We start from the raw sequence: 20,557 nt of genomic DNA on the forward strand, positions 1-20,557 counted from the left end.
GGCCAGGGCCGGCCCGCGCGCCCGGGCCCGCCGGTCAATAGTCGCGTTCATAGAACACGCCGATGGTGCTGTCGCCCTCGCTGCCGATGGCGCCGCGGGCGGTCACGGCGTCGTTGATGTCCAGGTTCAGGTTGATCGTGGACTTGCCATCGGCATCGACCGACAAATCGGTGTAAAGGTTGCGCGACAGATACTTGCCCGCACGCACCGAGACGTTGCCCTGGTCGTCGGTGGCAAGGTCCAGGTCGTCCAGCCCGACCGAGTTGCGGATGCCCGCCACGATCCCCTCGCCGCCGCGCCCGGCCAGCACCGCCAGCGCGTTCGCCAGCTGCGCGGCCTGCAGCGGGCTGATCGTGTCCAACCCGCGGCCGAACAGCAGCTGGGACAGCACCTCCTCCTCGGGCATGTCGGGGACGGATTCGAAGGTGATCTCGGGGTCGCGGATTTCGCCGTCGATGATGATGCGGGTGACGATGCCGTCCTGTTCCGTCTGGGCGACCAGCCGCAGCACGGGCACCAGGCTGCCCTGCAGCTCGATCAGGCCCTCGGTCATGTCGAAGCGCTTGCCCAGCAGGTCCACCCGGCCGCGGATCAGTTCGAACTGGCCGACGGGCACCACGTTGTTGGCGCGCCCGGTCAGGCGAAGGTCGCCGCCCAGTTCGGCGTCCACGCCGCGGCCGCGCACGAAGATCTGGTTCGGGGCCAGAATGGTCAGGTCCAGCTGCGCCTGAACGGCGGGCGGGGTCGCCGGGGGGGCCTGCATGCCCGCGATGCGGCTGTCGGCCGAGGGGAAGGGCAGCAGCCCCGCCTTGGCCCGCGTCGCCCGCACCGCGGGGGCGTCGTTCAGATGGGTGATGTCGGGAATCGCGCGCGCCCCGCCCAAGCCGGTCGAGGGGATGCGGATTTCCGTCTCGCCCAGCCGGATCGTGCCCGCGATCAGCGGCCCTTCGGCGAGCGCGCCGCTGACGGTCAGGTCGCCATAGGCCACGGTTTCGTAAAGCGTGGGGTCGCGCAGCACCACGCCGTCCAGGCTGACCCGCAGGTCCAGCCGGGGCGATCCGCCGCGCAGGTCCACGGGACCGGTCACGGCCAGCCGCCCCCCCGCCGCGATGGCGCCGCGGGCATCGATCTGGATCAGCCCGCCGTTCAGGTCGGCGGTGGCCGACAGGGTTTCGATGCGCAGGCCCAGCTTGGGGTCCGACAGGCGCGCGTTCGGCAGGCGGACCCGGCCGGTTACGTTTTCCAGCGCGGGCCGGCCGTTCAGACGCAGGTCGAAATCGACCGGCCCCTCGACCGAGCGGACGCGCAGCAGCGGGTTGACCAGCGCCGCGTCGCTGACCCCCGACACCCGCAGGTCGGCGGTCGAGAAATCGCGCGCCGCCGTGCCCGCGATCTGCGCCCGCGTGCCGCCGGGCGCGGTCGCCGACAGATCGACGCCATACTCCGTGGCGCCCTGCCGGACGGTCCCCGTCACGGTCGCAGGCCCCGGAAAGCCGGGCGCCAGCAGGGCAAGATCGGACAGCGCGGCATCGACCCGCAGGCCGCGTGCCGGATCGCCCTCGGCGTTCACGCGCAGCTGGCCGTTGGCGGCGTCCAGCCGTTCCACCGTGATCGCGCCCGCATGGGTGCGCCGCGCGGCCAGGTCGAACCGCGTTTGCCCCGCCAGCAGCGCATCCGCCGCGGGGTTGCCCACGCGCAGGCCCGACGCGGTGCCCTGCGCCGTCAGCCGCGTGCCCGCGCCGTCGTCCACGACCGTCGCGGCAGCCTCGATGGCGCCGCCGAAGCCCGCGCCCAGAAACCCGATGCTGGCGGCCCGCAGTTCCGCCGCGACGTCGGTGCGGCCGTTGCCGATGGTGCCGCGCGCCACGGCGTTCAGCCGCGCGTTGTCGACGGTAGCGTCCTCGATGGTGAAGACGCCGCCCCGCTGGCTGCCGCGGACGGTCAGCCGCGTCTCGCCCGCCAGCGCCGCGTCGGCCTGCGCCTGCCCCAGCGACAGGTCGCGCGCCACGCCGTCCACGACCAGCCTGCGCGCGCCGCTGCCGTCGTCGACAAGACTGCCGCTGGCCCGCAGCGACCCGCCCCAGCCAAGGCCCAGCGCGGCGAGGTTGCGCAACTCCGCCTGCGCGCGCAGGTCGGTGTCGTCGGGGCCGATCACCCCGGTCGCCAGAATCTCGGCCTGTTCGTTGACCAGCCGCAGCGTGTCCAGCGTGATGCGCTGGCCTGCCTGCGTGCCGCGCAGGCGGATGTCGGTGACGCCGGTCAGCGCCCCGTCCACCTGCGCCTGCCCCAGCGACAGATCCGTGCCGCGCCCGGACAGATCGAACACCCGCTGCCCGTTCTGGTCGGTGACGCTGCCGTCCAGCGTCAGGGCGCCGCGCCAGCCGCGCCCGAATGCCGCCAGCGAGCGGACGTCGGCCGTCGCCGTCAGGTCGGTCACGCCCTGGCCCAGCACGCCCTCGACCGTGGCGGTCATCTGCTGGTTGGACAGGTCCAGGTCGCGGATGGTGACGATGCCGCCCTTTTCCTCGGCCGACAGGGCAAAGCGGGTGGTGCCGGTCAGCGCGCCGTCCACGTCCTGCTGGCCCAGGCGCAGCTCCTCGCCGGTGCCGGTCATCTCGATGAACCGCACGCCGTCCGCCTCGCGCGCGGTCGCCTGCGCGGTGATCGCGCCGGACAGGCCCTGCCGCAGGACGCCCAGGTCGGGGATGGCCAGGTTCAGCCGCGCGTCCAGCGCATCGGCGCCAAAGCGCCCGGTGCCGTCAGCGGTGATCTGGGGGTTGGCCACCCGCAGCGTGTCGATCACGAAGGCGCCGTCCTGTTCCTGCGCGATGGCCGTCAGGTTGGTGCGGCCGCGCAGCAGGCCGTCCAGCTGCGCCACGCCGACGACCAGATCGGTCGCCTCGCCCGACAGGGTGACGCGGCGGCTGCCGGGGGTGCCGGTCACCGCCGCCTCGGCCACCAGGCTGCCGGCCATCGCGGGATCGGCGTCGGTCAGGCTGGACAGGCGCAGGTTGGCGCGCAGGTCGGTGGTGTCGCTGTTGATGACGCCGCGCGCCTCGGCGGTCAGCCGCTGGGCGTTGACCGTCAGGTCGCGGATCTCGATGCCCTCGTCGTCGCGCCGGGCGCTGGCGGTGATGGTGGATCGCCCGGCCAGCAGGCGGTCGGCCTGCGGCTGGTCCACGGTGATGTCGGTGCCGGTCAGCGCCACCTCGGCGTCAAAGCCGCGGGTCAGCACGGTGTAAAGCCCGGCCACGGTCCCCTCGGCCCGGCCGCTCAGCGGGCGGCCGGCCAGCGTGGACAGCCGCGACAGGTCGTCATAGCGGGCCGCCAGATCGCCCGACAGGGTGATGCCGCTGCCCAGCCCGTCGGCGCGGATCACGCCTTCCAACCCGTAATCGGCCCCGCGCAGGACGAAATCGTCGAACTCGACGGCGTTGCCGGGGGTCAGGTCGAACCCCGTGGACCCCTCGATCCGGTCGCCCAGCGCCTGCGTCAGCCCGGCATCGGCCAGGGCCAGCCGTTCCACCGCAAAGCCGATGCGGCCCAGCACCTCGCGCAGGTCGCCGTCCTGCAGCCGCACGGTGCCGGACCCGTCCAGCGTCAGCGCCCCAAGGCTGGTGCCGTTCTGCGCCAGATCGCCCAGCCGCCCCTTCAGCGTCCAGCCGTCGCCCTGGGCCGCGTCATAGCTGATCTGCAGGCTGCCCGAACGCACGTCCGTCGCCGTGCCGCCGAACGGCAGGCGCACCGGCAGGCGGGTCGCGCCCGCGTCCTGCCCCAGCGTCAGCAGCACGACGACCGACTGCGGCGCGCCGGCGCCGGATGTGGTGACCGACCCGGTCAGGTTCAGCGCCTCGGTATCGACCAGCAGCACGGGCAGCGACAGCCGCCCGTCCTGCCCGCGCCAGCCCTCGGCCAGCAACTGCGAGCTTGCGCCGAAGAAATCGCGGTTGTCGGGCGGCAGCAGGCTGGCCACGTCGCCCGACAGTTCCAGCCGAAAGCCGGTGCCGGGGGTGCCGTCGTCGCCCGCCTGCGAGCGCGCCGACGCGCGGCCGGTCACGCGGTCCTGCCCGTCGGTCGCCAGCCTTATGTCGGCGGCAAAGTCGGCCACCGGCCCCTCGCCCCTGATCTCGGCGTGGACCGAGGGGCGGCCATAAAGGTCGATGGCGTTGGCGAACAGCCCGCCCTCGGCCTCGTCCAGCGTCAGGTCCAGTTTCAGGTTGGTGGTGGCGTTGGAATAGGCGGCGTCCAGCGCGAAGACGCCGCGCTTGCCGTCCACGCGGTTGATCGCCAGCTGCGCGGCGCCCTCGCCGCCCGCCAGGTTCATGCGCCCGTCGATCGACACCACCGCAGCCTCGCCCAGCACCGGCTGGCCCAGGTCGACGCGGCCGGCGCTGATGCGGGCGATGTCGATGCCGACCGGCAGGGTGGGCAGGGCAAAGTCGCGCACCTCGGCCCGCGGGCCGGTCTTTTCGCTGCGGGGCAGGCGCGGCAGCAGGATCTCGGCGGCGGAAAGCTCCTGGATCTCGATGCGGCGGGCGAACAGGGCGGAACGGTTCCACTGGATCGCGCCGTTGCGCAGGGTGATCCAGACGCCGTCCGCGTCCGCGATGGTCAGCTGCTCAAAGGTCGCGCGCGAGGACAGCGCCCCCTGGAACCCGGTGATGACCACCTTCCGCCCGGCCGACGACAGGTTGTTTTCCAGAAAGCGCGTGATGAAGCCGCGGTCGTCGTCCACCTCGGCCGACAGGTCGGCGGCGTCGGCGGCAAGGCCTTGGGCAGGCACGGCGGGCGTGTCCTGCGCCCGCGCCGTGGCGGGGGGCAGCGCCAGCATCAGCGCCGTCAGCAGCACGAGGACCGGGGCCAGCAGGCGGAAAAGTCTTGCCATCAGAACGCCTGCCCCAACCCCAGATAGACCTGCACGCCGCTGCCGGTGTCGCCCTGCACGGGTGCGGCGACGTCGAACCGCAGGGGACCGATGGGCGTGGTGTAACGCACGCCGACGCCCGCCCCCGCGTGCCAGTCGCTGTCCTCGCCAAAGCCGCTGCCGGCCCACACCCGGCCCGCATCGGCAAAGGCGGCGATGCCGATGCGCTCGCGCACCTGGACGCGCAGCTCTCCGGTCAGGTTCACGATGCTCATCCCGCCGGTCTTGATCGGGCCGTCGGGGCCGGGGATCACCTCGACCCCCAGCGATTCATAGGGCTGGCCCCGGACCGACCCGCCGCCGCCGGAATAGAACAGATAGTCGCGGGGCGTTTCGGCGATGTCCGGCCCCCAGACCGACCCGGCCCGCGCCCGGCCGGCCAGCGTGAACCGGTCGTCGGCGCCGAAACTGCGATAGGCCCGCGCCTCGGCGTCGGCGCGCAGGCCCGACCCCGTCTCGTCCAGCCCCGAAAAGGGCGTCACGGTGCCGGTCAGCCAATAGCCGCGCTTGGCGTCCGTCGGTTCGTCCCGGCGGTCCCATGTCACCGTCGCGGGCAGCGCGACCACGGTGAAATCCGTGGTGCCGGTGTCGTCGGTCACGCGCGACTGGCGGTATTCCAGCTTGACGTCGCCGGTCAGCCGCTCGCTTGGCAGCCAGGTGACGCCCAGCCCGATCACGCCCAGATCCTGGTCGTAATCCTCCTCGCGCAGGCGTTCGGCCTGCGCCGTCGCATAGGCGGTCAGGTCGGGCCGGAAGGACGCCGGCCGCTCGAGCCTGACCGAGAACTGATAGTCCCGCCCCGACGTGCCCGAGCCGATGTCCTTGGTCCGGCCGTCCACGCGCAGGCGTTCCGCCCCGCCCAGCAGGTTGCGGTGCATCCAGTATCCCGACACCATCGCGCCGTCGGTGCTGGAAATCTCGAACCCGGCGCCGACGCGGCGGGGTTTCTGTTCGACCACCGTCAGGTTGACGTCCAGCGTGTTGCCGGGGCCCAGCGTTTCCGCCTCGTCCAGGGTGATGGCCGAAAACACGCCCGAGCGGCGCAGGCGGCGGCGGACCGTCTCGATCTCTTCGGGGTCATAGCGGGCGCCGATGGGAAAGCCGGCCATCTTGTAAAGCCGCGCGGTCCGCAGGCGGCTGTTGCCGGTGGCGCGCAGCTGGCCAAAGGTCACGGCGGGACCGGGGGCCAGCGCGATGCGGCTGTCCACGGTGCGCGATTCGTGGTCGGCCACGATGGCGGTCTGCGCCACGTCCGCCTTGGCGTGGCCCGCGTCGCGCCAGCCGTCCACGCCGGCGCGGGCCGCGTTCTTCATGTCGGATGTGCGCGCGACCTCGCCCCGGCGATAGTCGTCGGGCAGTTCCGTCGCGGGCGCGACCGGCGCGATGTCGGCCCGCGAATAGCGGAAGCGTTCGCCCGTATCGACGTCCACGATCACCTGCCGCACGACGGCCGGGGCGTCCAGCGGCGCGATGCCCGCGGCCTCGACCCCGTCCAGGCGGATGTCGATGACCGCGTCATACAGGCCCGCATCATACAGCGCGCCCAGGATGCGGGCATAATCGGCGCGGGCGGCGGCCAGGATGTCCTGCCCGGTGATGCGCCCCTCGGCCAGCGACTCGGTCAGCAGCGAGCTGTTGCGGATCTGGCGCTCCACCGCCTCGTCGCCGTTCGACAGCCGGAATTGCAGGTCCACGGGCGAGTTCGCGACCGGATCGCCGCCCCCGAACAGCCGCGTGAAGGGCGAGGACACCGCCCCCGCGCTGCCGGCCGAACCAGACCCGCCCGATCCCGATCCGCCCGATCCCGACTGCGCCAGCGGCGACCCGGCCGTCAGGCAGCCCGCCGCGATGACCGCGATACCCGTGGCGATACGTCGTGCCATGCCTGCCCTGCCCGCCGTCTTGTGTTTTGAGGGCAGTCTTGCGCAGACCCGAACCGGAATCCAGTGCGCGCAGCCGCAATCGCGCGGGTCGGTGGGAAAAATGCCGACGGGCGGGGCCGCGCATCGGACGCAAGCGAGTTGCGGGGCCTGCGCCGCATCGCCGCGGCGAAGATGTCATGGGTCCGGCTTATCCGGCGCGGGCTGGACGGCCGGGGCCGGCCCCGCGCGGGACGCCGAACTTTGATCGACCACGGGTCACGGACCCGATCCCCGATGACGCGGCGTCACCCCGCAGGCTCACGCGGTTGTCAAGCCTGGATTGCGCACCGGCCGCCGTTTTTTGGAACCTGCCGCGAAAATGGCGCGTTCGTCCCGTGAACCAGCGGCGAAACGGCCGCGTAAATGTGAAAAAGAAAGGGACAGTGCCATGACCAGACTGCGCGTCGCCCTTGCCGCCCTGATCGTCGCGCTGCCGGTCAGCGCCGCCCAATCCAGCATCGAACGCCCCGCCGCACAGGCGCAGCCGGTCAAGGGCTGGTCCGCCGTCGCGGGCCTCAGCGGGGCCGAAGTGCTTGACATGGCGCGCACCCTGCCGCGCACCGCCGACGCCGCGGGCGACCAGCCGTGGTGCGACAGCGCCGCCGCCGTCCAGCAGTCCCTGGACGCCGAGTTCGACGAACGCATGGTCACTCGCCGGGGCGACGGCACCCAACTGTGGGGATCGGACGTGATGGGAACCTGGACGGTCGTGCTGGCCCGCGCCGACCAGACCAACTGCATCATCGCGTCGGGCATCGGCTATCAGGACGGGGCGAACCCCGGCACCTTCTATGCCCAGGTCGGCCTGACGGGGTGACGGCGCCGACATTGCCGCGTTGCTTTTCGGGGCGGCCTGTGACAAGGCCGCCCCCGACACGTTCCCCCATTCCCGCAGGCTGACCGATGACCCCGACCATGACCGACGGCGATTTTCTGGTGCGCGATCCGGCGCTGGCCGACTTTGGCCGCAAGGAACTGGACATCGCCGAGACCGAGATGCCGGGCCTGATGGCGCTGCGCGCCGAATACGGCAAGGCCCGGCCGCTGGCCGGCGCGCGCATTGCGGGCAGCCTGCACATGACCGTGCAGACGGCCGTCCTGATCGAGACGCTGGTGGCGCTGGGCGCCGAGGTGCGCTGGGCCTCGTGCAACATCTATTCGACGCAGGACCACGCCGCCGCGGCCATCGCCGCCGCGGGCATCCCGGTCTTTGCCGTCAAGGGCGAGACGCTGCCCGAATACTGGGCCTATACCGACCGCATCTTCCAGTTCCCCGACGGCGCAAACCTGATCCTGGACGACGGCGGGGACGCCACGCTGTATATCCTGCTGGGCGCGCGGGTCGAGGCGGGCGAGACCGCCCTGATCGCCGCCCCCCAGAGCGAGGAGGAGGAGGCGCTGTTCGCCCAGATCCGCAAGCGGATCGCCGAGACTCCCGGCTGGTTCGCCCGCCAGCGCGACGCGCTGCGCGGCGTCAGCGAGGAAACGACGACCGGCGTCCATCGCCTGTATGACCTGCATAAACAGGGGCTGCTGCCCTTCCCGGCGATCAACGTCAACGACAGCGTCACCAAGTCCAAGTTCGACAACAAATACGGCTGCAAGGAATCGCTGGTGGACGGCATCCGCCGCGCGACCGACGTGATGATGGCGGGCAAGGTCGCCGTCGTCTGCGGCTATGGCGACGTGGGCAAAGGCTCGGCCGCCAGCTTGCGCGGCGCGGGCGCGCGGGTCAAGGTTACCGAGGTCGATCCGATCTGCGCCCTGCAGGCCGCGATGGACGGGTTCGAGGTCGTGCGGCTGGAAGACGTGGCAGACAGCGCCGACATCTTTGTCACCACCACCGGCAACAAGGACGTGATCCGGATCGAGCACATGCGCGCGATGAAGGACATGGCCATCGTCGGCAACATCGGCCATTTCGACAACGAGATTCAGGTCGCCGCGCTGCGCAACCACAAATGGACCAACGTCAAGGACCAGGTGGACATGATCGAGATGCCCTCGGGCAACCGCATCATCCTGCTGAGCCAGGGCCGCCTGCTGAACCTGGGCAACGCCACCGGGCATCCGTCCTTTGTCATGTCGGCCAGCTTTACCAACCAGGTGCTGGCGCAGATCGAGCTGTGGACCAAGGGCGACGAATACCGCCCCGGCGTCTATATCCTGCCCAAGGCGCTGGACGAAAAGGTGGCCCGGCTGCATCTGGACAAGATCGGCGTCAAGCTGACCGAACTGCGCCCCGAGCAGGCCGACTATATCGGGGTGCCGGTCAGCGGCCCGTTCAAGTCGGATCATTACCGGTACTGACATGCTGATGCTGTGGCGCTGCGCGGGGATCCTGTCGGTCGGGCTGGCGCTGGTCGGCACGGTCCTGCCGGTCATGCCCACGGTGCCGTTCCTGATCGTCGCGGCCTATGCGTTCGACCGCTCCTCGCCGCGGTTTCACGCGCGGCTGATGGCGCATCCCGTCTTTGGCCCGCAGATCGGCAACTGGCGCCGCCACGGCGCCATCGCCACCAACGTCAAGATCCTGGCGACGGGCAGCATGGCCGCCGGGCTGGTGGTGACGTTCTTCATCCTGCCGTGGCCGCTGTGGCTGGTGCAGCTGACCGTGATCTCGGCCGTGGCGCTGTTCGTGGTCAGCCGCCCCGCGCCGCCCCCCGCCTGAAAGATCGGCGGGGGCCGCGCGCCTGCGGCACCGGCGCGGCCACGCGCTGGCCTTGCCCCGCCGGTCTGACGAAATCGTGATCCGCCCGCCACTGGGCAGGCCCACGCGCATCGCCGTTCACTGCTTGGACGCCGTGGTCCGCTGTGGCAAGTCTGGTCGCGACCCCTGTTCCCGGAAAGGATCCGAGATGTTCATGCGGATGACAAGCTCTGCCGCCGCGTTGCTGGCCCTGACCGCGCCCGCCCTTGCCGACGTTACCCCGGCCGAGGTCTGGCAGAACTGGGTCGATTACTATCAGGCCAACGGCTATGCCGTGACCGAGGGCAGCCGGGACGAGGCGGGCGGCACGCTGACCATCAAGGACGCGACCTTTACCCATGCCAGCGGCGAAGGCGACGGCGACATGACCGTCACCGTGCCCGAGCTCGTGCTGCAGGAAACCGGCGACGGCAAGGTCCGCACCACCATCGCCGAACGATCCGCCATCACCTTCCGCTACACGGACGAGGAGGACCGCCCCGTCACCGCCGAGGCGTCGGCGACGCTGAAAGGGGCCGAGATCGTGACCGGCGGCACCGCCGCCGACATGACCCACGACGGCAAGGTGGCCGAGGCGGTGGTCGCGCTGGACAAGATCGTCACGGCCGAGGGCGAAAAGACCTTTCCGCTGTCGCTTAAACTGACCGGCACCGCCTATCAGCAGCGCGTCGTGGACGGCGAGATCGTGGCGATCACCTCATCGGGGGGCGTGGACCGCGTCGAGCTGGCCGGCACCGTCACCGAGGACGGCCCCGAGATGGCGGGCACCACGACATTCGCGCTGAACCTCGACGCCGTGCAGGGTTCGGGGCAGGCGCAGCTGCCCAAGGCCGCGCCGCTGGGCGCGGCGGCCGACCTGAACGCGGCGCTGAAAGCCGGGCTGGACGTCGCGGGCACGCTGACGATGGGCGCGCTGGACCTGACCTTCGACCATGCCGGCAAGTCCGAGGACGGCGCCGACCAGACCATCGCCAGCAAGACCGGCGGCAAGGGGATCGAGGTCACCTTCGGCCTGTCGCCGGCGGGCATCAAGTATCAGGCCAGCGGCGACCAGCTGACCTCCAACATGACCAGCAGCGACCTGCCGTTCCCGATCAGCTATGCGCTGGACAGCACCAGCGCCGACATCCAGTTCCCGGTGATGCGGTCCGATACGCCCGCGCCGTTCAAGTTCGCCTATTCGCTGGGCGGGCTGACGCTGGACGACGCGATCTGGGGGATGTTCGATCCGAACGGCACCCTGCCGCGCGACCCGGCATCGCTGGACATCGACATCACCGGGCTGGTCAGGATCGCCGCGGATCTGTTCGATCCCGCGACGCTGAACGCATCGGACGATGCAGACGATGCGCCCGCCGATGATGCCGCCACCGAAGGCACCGACGACGCGGCACCCGGCCAGCTTTCCGACGCACCGGCCGAGTCCGGCGCCACCCCCGAAGCCGAAGCCGAGACGCCCGCTCCGTTCGAGCCTGTCGAGATCACCATCAACAAGCTGGGCGTGCAGGCGCTTGGCGCGCGCATCGATGCGTCCGGCGCGCTGACCGTCCCCGAGGGCGGCAGCATGGACGCGCCGGTCGGCACGATCACCGCCCGGATGGAGGGGCTGAATGCGCTGATCGACAAGGCCGTCGCCTTCGGCCTGATCGGCCAGGACGAGGTCACCGGCTATCGCATGATGCTGGCGGCCTTTGCCAAGCCCGCCCCCGAGGGCGGCGACGCGCTGGTCAGCGAGTTCGAGTTCAGGGAAGGCGGCCAAATCTTTGCCAACGGCCAGCAGGTCCAGTAACAACGGGCCAGGGACGTTTCGCGGGGCCGGACGCTGTCCGGCCCGCTTTTTTTTCATTTCACGGCCGCGGATCGCGGCAAGGCGGGCCCATGACCGGCGCATCCTCTGACCTGCAAGGGCTGACCCGCGCGCTGCTGGACGCCGCACGGGCCGCCGGCGCGTCCGAGGCCGACGCAATGGCGGTCGAGGGGGAATCGCTGTCGGTCAACGTCATGGGCGGCGCGCTGGAACACGCCGAACGCGCCCAGGGGGTCGAGATCGGGCTGCGCGTGCTGATCGGCGGGCGGCAGGCCAGCGTCTCGGCCAGCGAGGTGTCCGACCGCACCATCGCGGAAATGGCCGCCCGCGCCGTCGCGATGGCGCGCGAGGCGCCGGTGGACGACAGCCTGGGTCTGGCCGACCCCGACCAGCTTGCCGACGCGCGGGCGGCCGCCGACGGGCTGGAACTTGACGACAACCAGCCGCCCCCCGCCCCGCCCGAACTCCTGGACCGCGCCCTGCGGGCCGAGGCTGCGGCGCTGGCGGTGTCCGGCATCAGCATGGTCGAATCGGCCAGCGCCGCAGTGACCCACCGCCGCCTGTGGCTGGCCGCGACCAACGGCTTTTCCGGCGGCTATGGCCGCAGCGGCCATTCCGTCTCGGCCGTGGCCATCACCGGCGAGGGGCTGGGGATGGAACGCGACTGGGCGGGCGAAAGCCGCGTCTGGGCCGCCGACCTGCCCCCGCCCGAGGACATCGGGCGGCAGGCCGGCGAACGCACCGTCGCCCGGCGCGGCGCGCGCAAGCCGCCGACCGGGGCGTTCCCGATCCTTTACGACGAACGGGTCGCGGCCTCGCTGATCGGGCATCTGCTGTCGGCGGTGAACGGCGGCGCGATCGCGCGCGGCGCAAGCTGGCTGCGCGACGCGCTGGACCAGCCGGTGCTGCCCGCCGGCTTCGACCTGACCGAAGACCCGCGCCTGCCGCGCCACCCCGCCTCGCGCCCCTTTGACGCCGAGGGGCTGGCGACGCGCGCCCGCGCCATCGTGGCGGACGGCGTGCTGCAGGGCTGGACGCTGGACCTGGCAACGGCGCGCAAGCTGGGCATGGCGTCCACCGCCAGCGCCGTGCGCGGCATCTCGTCCCCGCCCTCGCCGGGGATCAGCAACGTCACGCTGACGCCCGGCGCGGCCTCGCCGCAGGCGCTGATCCGCGACATGGGGCGCGGGCTGGTGGTGACCTCGATGCTGGGGGCGTCGGTCAATCCGACGACCGGGGACTATTCGCGCGGCGCGGCGGGGTTCTGGGTGGAAAACGGCCGGATCGCCTGGCCGGTGAACGAATGCACCATCGCGGGCAATCTGCGCGAGATGCTGATGCGGATGGTCGCCGCCTGCGACCTGCCCGCGTGGCGGTCGCACCGCGTGCCGTCGCTGCTGGTCGAGGGGATGACCGTTGCCGGGGACTGACCTGACCCTGCTGGTGCAGGCGGCCGAGGCCGCCGGAGAGGTGGCGCTGCGCTTTTGGCGGGGCGAGCTGAAAAGCTGGGACAAGGGCGGCGGCGCGGGCCCGGTCAGCGAGGCCGACCTGGCCGTAAACGCGGCGCTGGAACAGCGCCTGCGCGGCGCGCGCCCCGATTATGGCTGGCTCAGCGAGGAAAGCGCCGACGACCCGTCGCGGCTGGACGCCGAGCGTTGCTTTATCGTCGATCCGATCGACGGCACCCGCGCCTTTATCGCCGGGCAGGAAGGGTTCGCGGTCGCCATCGCCGTCGCGCAGGGCGAGTGCGTCACGGCGGGCGTGGTCCACATGCCCGCGCGCGGCATCACCTATGCCGCGCGGGCGGGCGGCCCCGCCACCCGCAACGGCCACCCCATCGCGCCGCGCGAATCGGCCCTGCACGGCGCGACGGTCCTGACCAGCAAGGCCGCGCTGGACCCGGTCCACTGGCTGGGCGGCCGGGTGCCGCCGGTGCGGCGCGAGTTCCGCCCGTCGCTGGCCTGGCGGCTGTGCCTGGCGGCCGAGGGGCGGTTCGGCGCCGCCCTGTCCATGCGCGCCGCGTGGGAATGGGACATTGCTGCGGCCAGCCTGATCGCCGAACGCGCGGGCTGCGCCGTCACCGACCGGCACGGCCGCGCCATGCGGTTCAACCAGCCCCGGCCGCTGGTCGACGGGCTGGTCGTCGCCGCCCCCGGCCTGCATGCGGCGCTGCGCGCGGCGATGGCGCCGGACGACGGCGACGGCGCGACCGCGGCCGACGCCCGCGCCGCCGCCCGCGATGCGGGGGCCGAAATCGCGGGCGCCGGAACAGCCGGGCAGCCGCCGTCGGGCACCCCCGCCGATGCGCCGGCCCGGCCCACCCCCGCAAAGGATGCGCGATGACCCGCCTGCCCCCCGAGACGCGCGACCGGCTGGCCGACGCGATCACCTTTCACCCCGCCAACGCCGAGGCGCGGCTGTTCCGCGAGGCGCTGGGGCGGTTCGCGACCGGCGTGACCGTGGTGACGGCGCAGGGACCGGAGGGGCCGATGGGGATGACGGTCAACAGCTTCACCAGCGTCTCGCTGGACCCGCCGCTGGTGCTGTGGTGCCCGGCGCGGTCGTCATCCCGGCACGACGCCTTTGTCGCGGCGCGGGCCTGGTCGGTCCATGTGCTGGGGGCCGAACAGCTGGAAATGTGCCTGCGCTTCACCCGCGGCGGCGCGCAGTTTTCGGGGCTGGACGCGAGGGCGACCGACGACGGCGCGCCGATCCTGCCGGGGGTGGCGGCGCGGTTCGATTGCCGCGCCCACGCCAGCCATCCGGGCGGCGACCATACGGTGCTGATCGGGCAGGTCGCGCGGGTGACGGTCGCCGGGCCGGACGATCACCCGCTGGTCTTTGCCGCCGGTCGCTTCGGCGCGTTCCAGCCCGACATCGGCTGAACGGTCAGCCGACCGGCTCAAGCTGGATCGGGGGCAGCGGCTCAAGCGGCGGCAGCGGCTCCAGCGGCGCCGAAAAGATCGGGTCGATCCGCGGCGCGGTGGTCGCGACCGTCGCCCCCGGCCCGCCCAGCACCGCGATCTGTCGCGCAAGCTGCGCGATGGCCTGGTTCTGCGCGGCCGCGATGGCGGCGGGCGGCGCGATGGCGGTCGTGCCGCGGCCGCCGATCCCGCCGCTGCCCGCCCCGCGCTGCGCCACCGGCAGGGCGACCCCGATGTCAAAGCGCCGCGCGTGGTTCGCTCCGCCCGCCGTGTCGTTGGCGACGTAATACGCGCCCGCCAGCCGATAGACGCCGTCGCGCTGCGCCAGCGCCTTTTCCACCCGCACCTCGACCCGCCGCCGGGGCGGCTCGGCCAGCGGCCAGGGTTCGGCGATGACGGTCGCGCCCGACAGGTCGGAAATCGCCCGCGCCAGCGTCAGGGTAAAGGCCCGTTCCGGGGTGTCCGCCCACAGGTTGCGCGGGTTCGACCGCACCGCGCCATCGGCGGTCTGCCACGACACCTCGCCCGCCGCGGCGTATTCGGGCAGCGAGACGTCCTTCAGCTCGGCCGTGCCAAGGGCATTGGCGACCTGCGGACCCGACGCGGGCGGGTCGATCAGGTAACGCCCGGTCTTTTCGGGGTTGGAACAACCGGCCAGCAGGGCGGCGGCCATCATCAGGGGCAGGGCATGGCGCATGTCTATCGTCCCAGCAGGAAGGCGCGCGGATTGCGCTCGATGGTGGCGGCAAGGCTGCCAAATCTTTCGGCGGCGCGGCGCAGGCTGCGCATGGTGGCGACCGCCTCGGTGTTGAAGGCGCCGCGTTCGCCATAGGACGCGATCACCACCTCGGCCCGGGCGGCCAGCTGCTGGAACCGCAGCGACAGCTGCGGCAGGGTGCGGGCGGCCTGCGCCACCTCGTCCATCGCCCGGCGCGCGGACGCCAGCGCGGCGTTCAGGTTGCCGGCCGCGCCCCCCTGACGCAGGTCGTTCAGCAGGCCCGACGCCGCCTGCAGCGTGTCCGACAGGTTGCGCGGCAACTGCGCGGCATCCTCGGACCCCAGCATGGCGCGCAGGTCGTCCACCACGCCCTTGGCCGAGGCGCTGATGCCGTCCCAGTCGAACTCGTCCACCGAGGCGGCGGCGGCGTCGATCTTCTCGACCATCGCCGGCACGTCCACCGCCGCCTCGCGGATCGAGGTCGCCGCCGCGCCCGCGTCATCGACGAACTGGCCGATGCGTGCGCCCAGCTGGTTGCCGTTCAGGTCGGCGGCGATGGCGCCGATGTCGGTCGCGGCGGTGCCCACGCTGTCCACGGCGGCGGCCAGCTTGCCGGGCAGCGCCTGCGCCGCCTGCGTGCCGATCACGGCGCGCACGTCCGCCAGCGCCTGCTGCGCCTGCGTGCCGATGGCGGCGAAATCGACCCCGCCGACGGATGCGGCGGCGGCATCCAGATTGTCGATGATGCCCGGCAGCTTGTCGGCCGCGCCATTCAGCTTGTCGGCGATCTGGTTGGCCTTGTCGGTCGCGCCCGCGATATTGGCGACCGCGCCGGATTGGCGCAGTTCCTGCGCGGCGGTGCGCAGTTCGGTCATCGTGACCTGCGCCTCGTCGATGGTCCGGCGCAGCGATTCCGGGATCGCCCGCGTGTCCTGCGAGCTGGCGATGGCGGTGACGCTGTTCATCATGTCGGTGGCCGACTTCAGCAGCTCCTCAAGCTTGAGGTTGCCGATGCGGCTCATGAAGCCCTGCGCCGTGGTGGTGATGTCGGACAAATCCGGGGCGGCCGACGGGATGATCGGAAACGGCTGCGCGTCGGCCACGATCCGCGCGGCGGGCGCATCGGGCAGGTCCACCAGTTCCACCATCAGCGAGGTGCCGAAGAACCCCGCCCCGGTCACGCGGGCGCGCAGGCCTTGCGCCACCCGTTCGTTCAGGAACGCCAGCGCGTCCGCCGGACCGGCATCCTGCGGCAGGCCCATGCGCTGCGGCGACAGCGCGATGGTGATGTCCTGCAGCACCTGCCCCGCCTGCCCCTCGGCCCCCGGCACGACGCGCACCGACAGGCCGCTGACGCGGCCGACGGTCAGGCCCTGGAACTGCACGTCCGCGCCCTCGGCCAGGCCGCGCACGGCCTCGGTCATCAGGACGGTCAGGCGCAGCTCGTCGCCGGGGGCGGTGGCGAACAGGCTGTTCTGCGCGGTCTGCTGGTCGGGCTGCAACTGGAACACATGACCCTGTTGCACGGGCTGGCCGCCCGACGACAGCGTGGCGAACTCGGCCCCGCCCTGCAGCAGCGACGAGACCGAGTTCACGTTCAGCGACACCCCCTGCGTCCCCAGCGAGACGGAAAACCCGGACGTGTCCCAGAACACCGTCGCGGTCGTCAGCCGCTGGTCGTGCGGCGATTCGATGAAGACGTCGGCCGCGACGGTTTCATCGCTGTCCGACAGGCGCAGGTTCTGCATCCGCCCGACCTGCAGCCCGCGGTAAAAGATCGGCGCGCCTTCGGTCATGCCCTTGGCGTTCGTGGCGGCCAGCACGACCCAAGTGCCCTTTTCATTGCTGCGCGTCAGGGGCGGGCGGTCCAGCCCGTCGTGGATGGTCAGCGTCGCGTCGCCCGGCTCGCTGTCCCAATACCCCTCGATGAAGGCGCCGGTCAGCACCGTGTCCAGCCGCGAGATTCCTTGCGTGGACACCTGCGGGCGCACGATCCAGAACTCGGCCGCGTCGTCGATGAACTCGGCGATGTCCTTGTCCACGCGGATCGCGACCACGACGCGCTGCAGATCCTGGGTAAAGCGGACCGATTCGACGCTGCCCACGGTGATCTCGCGGAACTTCAGCGTGGTCTCGCCGGGGGTGATGCCGGTCGCGTCGGTAAAGGCGACCTGCACCAGCGTCCCGCGCCCGGTATAGGCGTTCCACGCCAGCGCCATCGTGACCAGCAGCGCGATAATCGGCACCGCCCAGATCACCGACACGCTGGCGCGGGCCGCGCGGGCGGCGGTGCGGCGCACCGGGCTGGCCGGACGCAGCGCCGCGGCGTCAGGGCGCGCGGCGTCGCCGTCTGGCCCCGCGCGGGGGTCGGTGACGGGCGGCGGTCGGTCGGTCATGCGGCGGTCCTGTCCCTGCGGGTCCGCAACGGCAAGCCGCGCCAGATCAGCCGCGGGTCGAAGCTTTGCGCGGAAAGCATGGTGAAGGCAACGGACAGCGCAAAGCTGACCGCCGCCGGGCCGGGATGGATGGTGGCGACAAAGCCCAGCTGCACCAGCGCCGACAGGATCGCCACGACGAACACGTCGATCATCGACCAGCGGCCGATGAACTCGATCGCCTCAAGCGCGCGCAGGCGCGTGTGCGCGGCCTCGACCGTGGCCGGGCGGCCGGCGACGCGCGCCAGCCACGCGATGACGATGAACTTGCCGATGGGCACGATGACGGACGCCACGAACACGATGGCGGCGACGCCATAGCTGCCGTAATGCACCAGTTCGATCACGCCGCCGATGATGGTGGCTTCCGAACTGCCGCGCAGCCCGGCGAAGGTCTGGGTCTTCAGCATCGGCAGCAGGTTGGCCGGGATATAGAAGATCAGCCCCGCCGCCAGCCACGCCCAGACCGCCTGCAGGCTGCGCCGGTCGGGGCTGGACAGCCGCGTCCCGCAGCGCCCGCAGGCGGCGCAATCCTCGGGCCAGACCCGGCCGCAGCCCCGGCAGCCGACCAGCCCCGCGCGATGGGCGGTCAGGACCGGCGCATCGTCGTCCGCGTCGGGTGCGCGCATCAGGCGCTGCCCGGACGGGCGGCGGCGTCGCCGCCCCCCTCGACCGCGGCGCGATTGGCGGCAGCCGCGGGGGCGTCGGGCACGACCTCGCGCCCGTCGGTGGATGCGCCGCGATCCTCAAGCGTGTCCCAGATCGAGGTCGAGCAGGTGAACGCGTCGCTGGCCGCGCCGACGACGATCAGTGCGCAAAAGGCCCAGAACGCCGGTCCCAGGCTGACGTTCGCCAGCCCCGCCACCTTGACCAGCGCGACCGAGGTGCCGATCACGAAGATCTCGGCCATCGACCAGGGGCGCAGGATTTCCGACAGCCGGAACGCCGCGCCGGCGTGGCGCGCGGGCAACCCCTGTCCCCGCATCGGCAGCAGCACATAGACCAGCAACGCCGCCCGCAGCGCCGGCAACGCCACGATGAAGCCCAGCACCGCCACCGTCAGCGGCATCAGCCACCCGTCCGAAAACGCCATCGCCACCCCGAACAGCGACGTGGCATTGCCGAACCCCATGCGCGAGATTTCAAGGAACGGGAAGAACACCGCCGCGACCATCAGCACCATCGAGGTGACGGACAGCGCCACGATCTGCGTGAACGCCCCCTCGCGCGGGCGGGCCAGCACGGTATGGCAGCGCACGCAGCGCGCGGTTTCGCCGGGCGTCAGCTCGGTTTCCACGTGCAGGGCGTCGCAGCGCGGGCAGGCGATCAGCCCCGCGCCGGTCCGGATGTCATAGTTCCCCGCCTCGATCATGGCGCACAGGATAGGGCCGCGCGGCGGCGACGCAAGTGGGCCGAAAGCCGGCGCGCCTTGCCCCCGCCGCGGCCGCTGCTAGGTTTCGGCGCAAGGGGAGGCCGCCATGACCCATGACGTCATCATCGCCGGCGCGGGCAGCGCCGGTTGCGTTCTGGCCGCGCGCCTGTCGGAAGACCCGCGCCTGCGCGTCCTGCTGATCGAGGCGGGCGGACGCGACAACTATCACTGGATCCACGTGCCGATCGGCTATCTCTACTGCATCGGCAACCCGCGCACCGACTGGATGTATCGCACCGTGCCGGAACCCGGGCTGCACGGGCGGTCGTTGCTGTATCCGCGCGGTCGGGTGCTGGGCGGATGCAGCTCGATCAACGGGATGCTGTATCTGCGCGGGCAGGCCGCCGACTATGACGGCTGGCGGCAGATGGGCTGCACCGGCTGGGGCTGGGACGACGTCAAGCCGATGTTCCTGAAATCGCAGGATTACTTTGCCGGGCCGTCCGACGACCACGGCGCGGGCGGCCCGTGGCGGATCGAACGGCAGCGCCTGCGCTGGGACATCCTGGACGACTGGGCCCGCGCCGCAGAGGCCGTGGGCATCCCCGCCAGCGACGATTTCAACACCGGCGACAACGAGGGCGTGGGCTATTTCAAGGTCAGCCAGAAGGGCGGCTTCCGCGTCTCGACCGCCCGCGCCTTTTTGCGCCCGGCGATGCGGCGGCCGAACCTGACCGTGATGACCGACCGCCAGGTCCGCCGCGTCGTGTTCGACGGCGACCGCGCGGTGGGCGTCGAGGTCTTTGCCGACGGCGCGGCCGAGGTGCTGCGCGGGCGCGAGATCGTGCTGTCGGCGGGCGCCATCGGCTCGCCCCAGATCCTGCAGCTGTCGGGGATCGGGCCGGGGGCGCTGCTGCAGGACATGGGCATCGCCGTGCGCCGCGACGCGCCCGTGGGCGATAACCTTCAGGACCATCTGCAGCTGCGCTGCGCCTGGAAGGTGTCCGAGGCGCGGACCCTGAACCAGCTGGCCCGGCGCTGGTGGGGCAAGGGGATGATCGGCGCCGAATACATGCTGCGCCGCACCGGCCCGATGAGCATGGCGCCCAGCCAGCTTGGCGCGTTCGCCCGATCCTCGCCCGATGTGGCCAGCCCCGACCTGGAATGGCACGTCCAGCCCCTCAGCCTCGAGGCGTTCGGCCAGCCGCTGCACGATTTCCCCGCCATCACGGCCAGCGTCTGCCACCTGCGGCCCGAAAGCCGGGGGCATGTGCGGATTGCCTCGCCCGACCCGATGCGCGCGCCGGTGATCGCGCCGAACTATCTGTCCACCCCCGGCGACCGGCTGACCGCCGCCCGCGCGATCCGCATGACCCGCCGGGTCATGGCGCAGGAACCGATGGCCCGCTATCGCCCGCAGGAGTTCAAGCCGGGCATCGCCGCGCAGACCGACGCCGAGTTGGCGGAGGCCGCGGGGCAGATCGGATCGACGATCTTCCACCCCGTCGGCACCGCCCGGATGGGCGCCGACGATGGGTCCGTCGTCGATCCGCGCCTGCGCGTGCGCGGGGTCCACGGCCTGCGGGTGGTGGACGCATCCGTCATGCCGGTCATCGTCTCGGGCAACACCAACGCGCCGACGGTCATGATCGCGGAGAAGGCGGCGGTGATGATGGCCGAGGATTTGCGCGGCATTTGACCCGTTAACCCCTGCGCAACCGCCCGGCTGCTAGAGTGGCTGCGGG

Annotated in this window: 14 protein-coding genes; 8 read left to right on the forward strand and 6 right to left on the reverse strand. The window is 71.9% G+C overall.

Annotation, left to right across the window (positions count from 1 at the left end; translation table 11 throughout):
- Window positions 1-34 precede the first annotated feature (34 nt).
- Both EPA64_RS03090 and EPA64_RS03095 read right to left on the reverse strand, forming a co-directional pair.
- On the reverse strand, window positions 35-4,885 hold the full coding sequence (locus EPA64_RS03090) for a translocation/assembly module TamB domain-containing protein (protein WP_134724797.1): 4,851 nt from the start codon (window positions 4,883-4,885) through the stop codon (window positions 35-37).
- Complete coding sequence (locus EPA64_RS03095) at window positions 4,885-6,807, reverse strand: autotransporter assembly complex protein TamA (RefSeq protein ID WP_134724798.1); 1,923 nt, start codon at window positions 6,805-6,807, stop codon at window positions 4,885-4,887. The genes EPA64_RS03090 and EPA64_RS03095 overlap by 1 nt, the downstream gene beginning before the upstream one ends.
- Window positions 6,808-7,234: 427 nt before the next feature.
- Here EPA64_RS03095 and EPA64_RS03100 point away from each other — a divergent pair, with 427 nt between their 5' ends.
- From EPA64_RS03100 to ferA, 7 genes are all read left to right on the forward strand, one after another.
- Window positions 7,235-7,663, forward strand: coding sequence for a hypothetical protein (locus EPA64_RS03100; RefSeq protein ID WP_134724799.1), 429 nt, complete (start codon window positions 7,235-7,237; stop codon window positions 7,661-7,663).
- Window positions 7,664-7,749: 86 nt separating this feature from the next.
- Entirely contained in the window at window positions 7,750-9,156 is a 1,407-nt protein-coding gene (gene ahcY, locus EPA64_RS03105; RefSeq protein WP_425467009.1) for an adenosylhomocysteinase, read from the forward strand.
- 1 nt (window position 9,157) lies between these two features.
- Window positions 9,158-9,517, forward strand: coding sequence for a YbaN family protein (locus tag EPA64_RS03110; protein ID WP_134724800.1), 360 nt, complete (start codon window positions 9,158-9,160; stop codon window positions 9,515-9,517).
- Window positions 9,518-9,704: 187 nt separating this feature from the next.
- Window positions 9,705-11,345: a DUF2125 domain-containing protein gene (locus EPA64_RS03115; protein WP_134724801.1), complete on the forward strand. Its 1,641-nt coding sequence runs from the start codon at window positions 9,705-9,707 to the stop codon at window positions 11,343-11,345.
- Window positions 11,346-11,434: 89 nt separating this feature from the next.
- Entirely contained in the window at window positions 11,435-12,793 is a 1,359-nt protein-coding gene (locus tag EPA64_RS03120; protein WP_134724802.1) for a TldD/PmbA family protein, read from the forward strand.
- Window positions 12,780-13,706, forward strand: a complete 927-nt coding sequence (locus EPA64_RS03125; protein ID WP_134724803.1) for an inositol monophosphatase family protein — start codon at window positions 12,780-12,782, stop codon at window positions 13,704-13,706. Before EPA64_RS03120 ends, EPA64_RS03125 begins: the two co-directional genes overlap by 14 nt.
- Window positions 13,703-14,248: a flavin reductase FerA gene (gene ferA, locus EPA64_RS03130; RefSeq protein WP_134724804.1), complete on the forward strand. Its 546-nt coding sequence runs from the start codon at window positions 13,703-13,705 to the stop codon at window positions 14,246-14,248. Before EPA64_RS03125 ends, ferA begins: the two co-directional genes overlap by 4 nt.
- 4 nt (window positions 14,249-14,252) lie before the next feature.
- Here ferA and EPA64_RS03135 read toward each other — a convergent pair whose 3' ends face one another.
- Genes EPA64_RS03135 through EPA64_RS03150 form a run of 4 tightly spaced genes read right to left on the reverse strand, consistent with a single transcriptional unit; the run spans window position 14,253 to window position 18,812 of the window.
- Complete coding sequence (locus EPA64_RS03135) at window positions 14,253-14,984, reverse strand: PqiC family protein (RefSeq protein WP_134724805.1); 732 nt, start codon at window positions 14,982-14,984, stop codon at window positions 14,253-14,255.
- Between the two features lie 2 nt (window positions 14,985-14,986).
- Complete coding sequence (locus tag EPA64_RS03140) at window positions 14,987-17,401, reverse strand: PqiB family protein (RefSeq protein ID WP_220443699.1); 2,415 nt, start codon at window positions 17,399-17,401, stop codon at window positions 14,987-14,989.
- Window positions 17,398-18,069 carry a paraquat-inducible protein A gene (locus tag EPA64_RS03145; RefSeq protein ID WP_134724806.1) on the reverse strand — a complete coding sequence of 224 codons (672 nt, stop codon included), beginning with the start codon at window positions 18,067-18,069 and terminating at the stop codon, window positions 17,398-17,400. Before EPA64_RS03145 ends, EPA64_RS03140 begins: the two co-directional genes overlap by 4 nt.
- The gene (locus EPA64_RS03150) at window positions 18,069-18,812 is read right to left on the reverse strand and encodes a paraquat-inducible protein A (RefSeq protein ID WP_134724807.1); all 744 of its coding nucleotides are present in this window, start codon (window positions 18,810-18,812) and stop codon (window positions 18,069-18,071) included. The genes EPA64_RS03145 and EPA64_RS03150 overlap by 1 nt, the downstream gene beginning before the upstream one ends.
- Before the next feature lie 106 nt (window positions 18,813-18,918).
- On the opposite strand from EPA64_RS03150, the gene EPA64_RS03155 reads away from it, so the two are divergent.
- Complete coding sequence (locus tag EPA64_RS03155; protein WP_134724808.1) at window positions 18,919-20,511, forward strand: GMC family oxidoreductase; 1,593 nt, start codon at window positions 18,919-18,921, stop codon at window positions 20,509-20,511.
- Window positions 20,512-20,557 lie beyond the last annotated feature (46 nt).

The sequence above is a fragment of the Paracoccus luteus genome, from assembly GCF_004522155.1.
GTDB classification, from domain to species: domain Bacteria; phylum Pseudomonadota; class Alphaproteobacteria; order Rhodobacterales; family Rhodobacteraceae; genus Paracoccus; species Paracoccus luteus.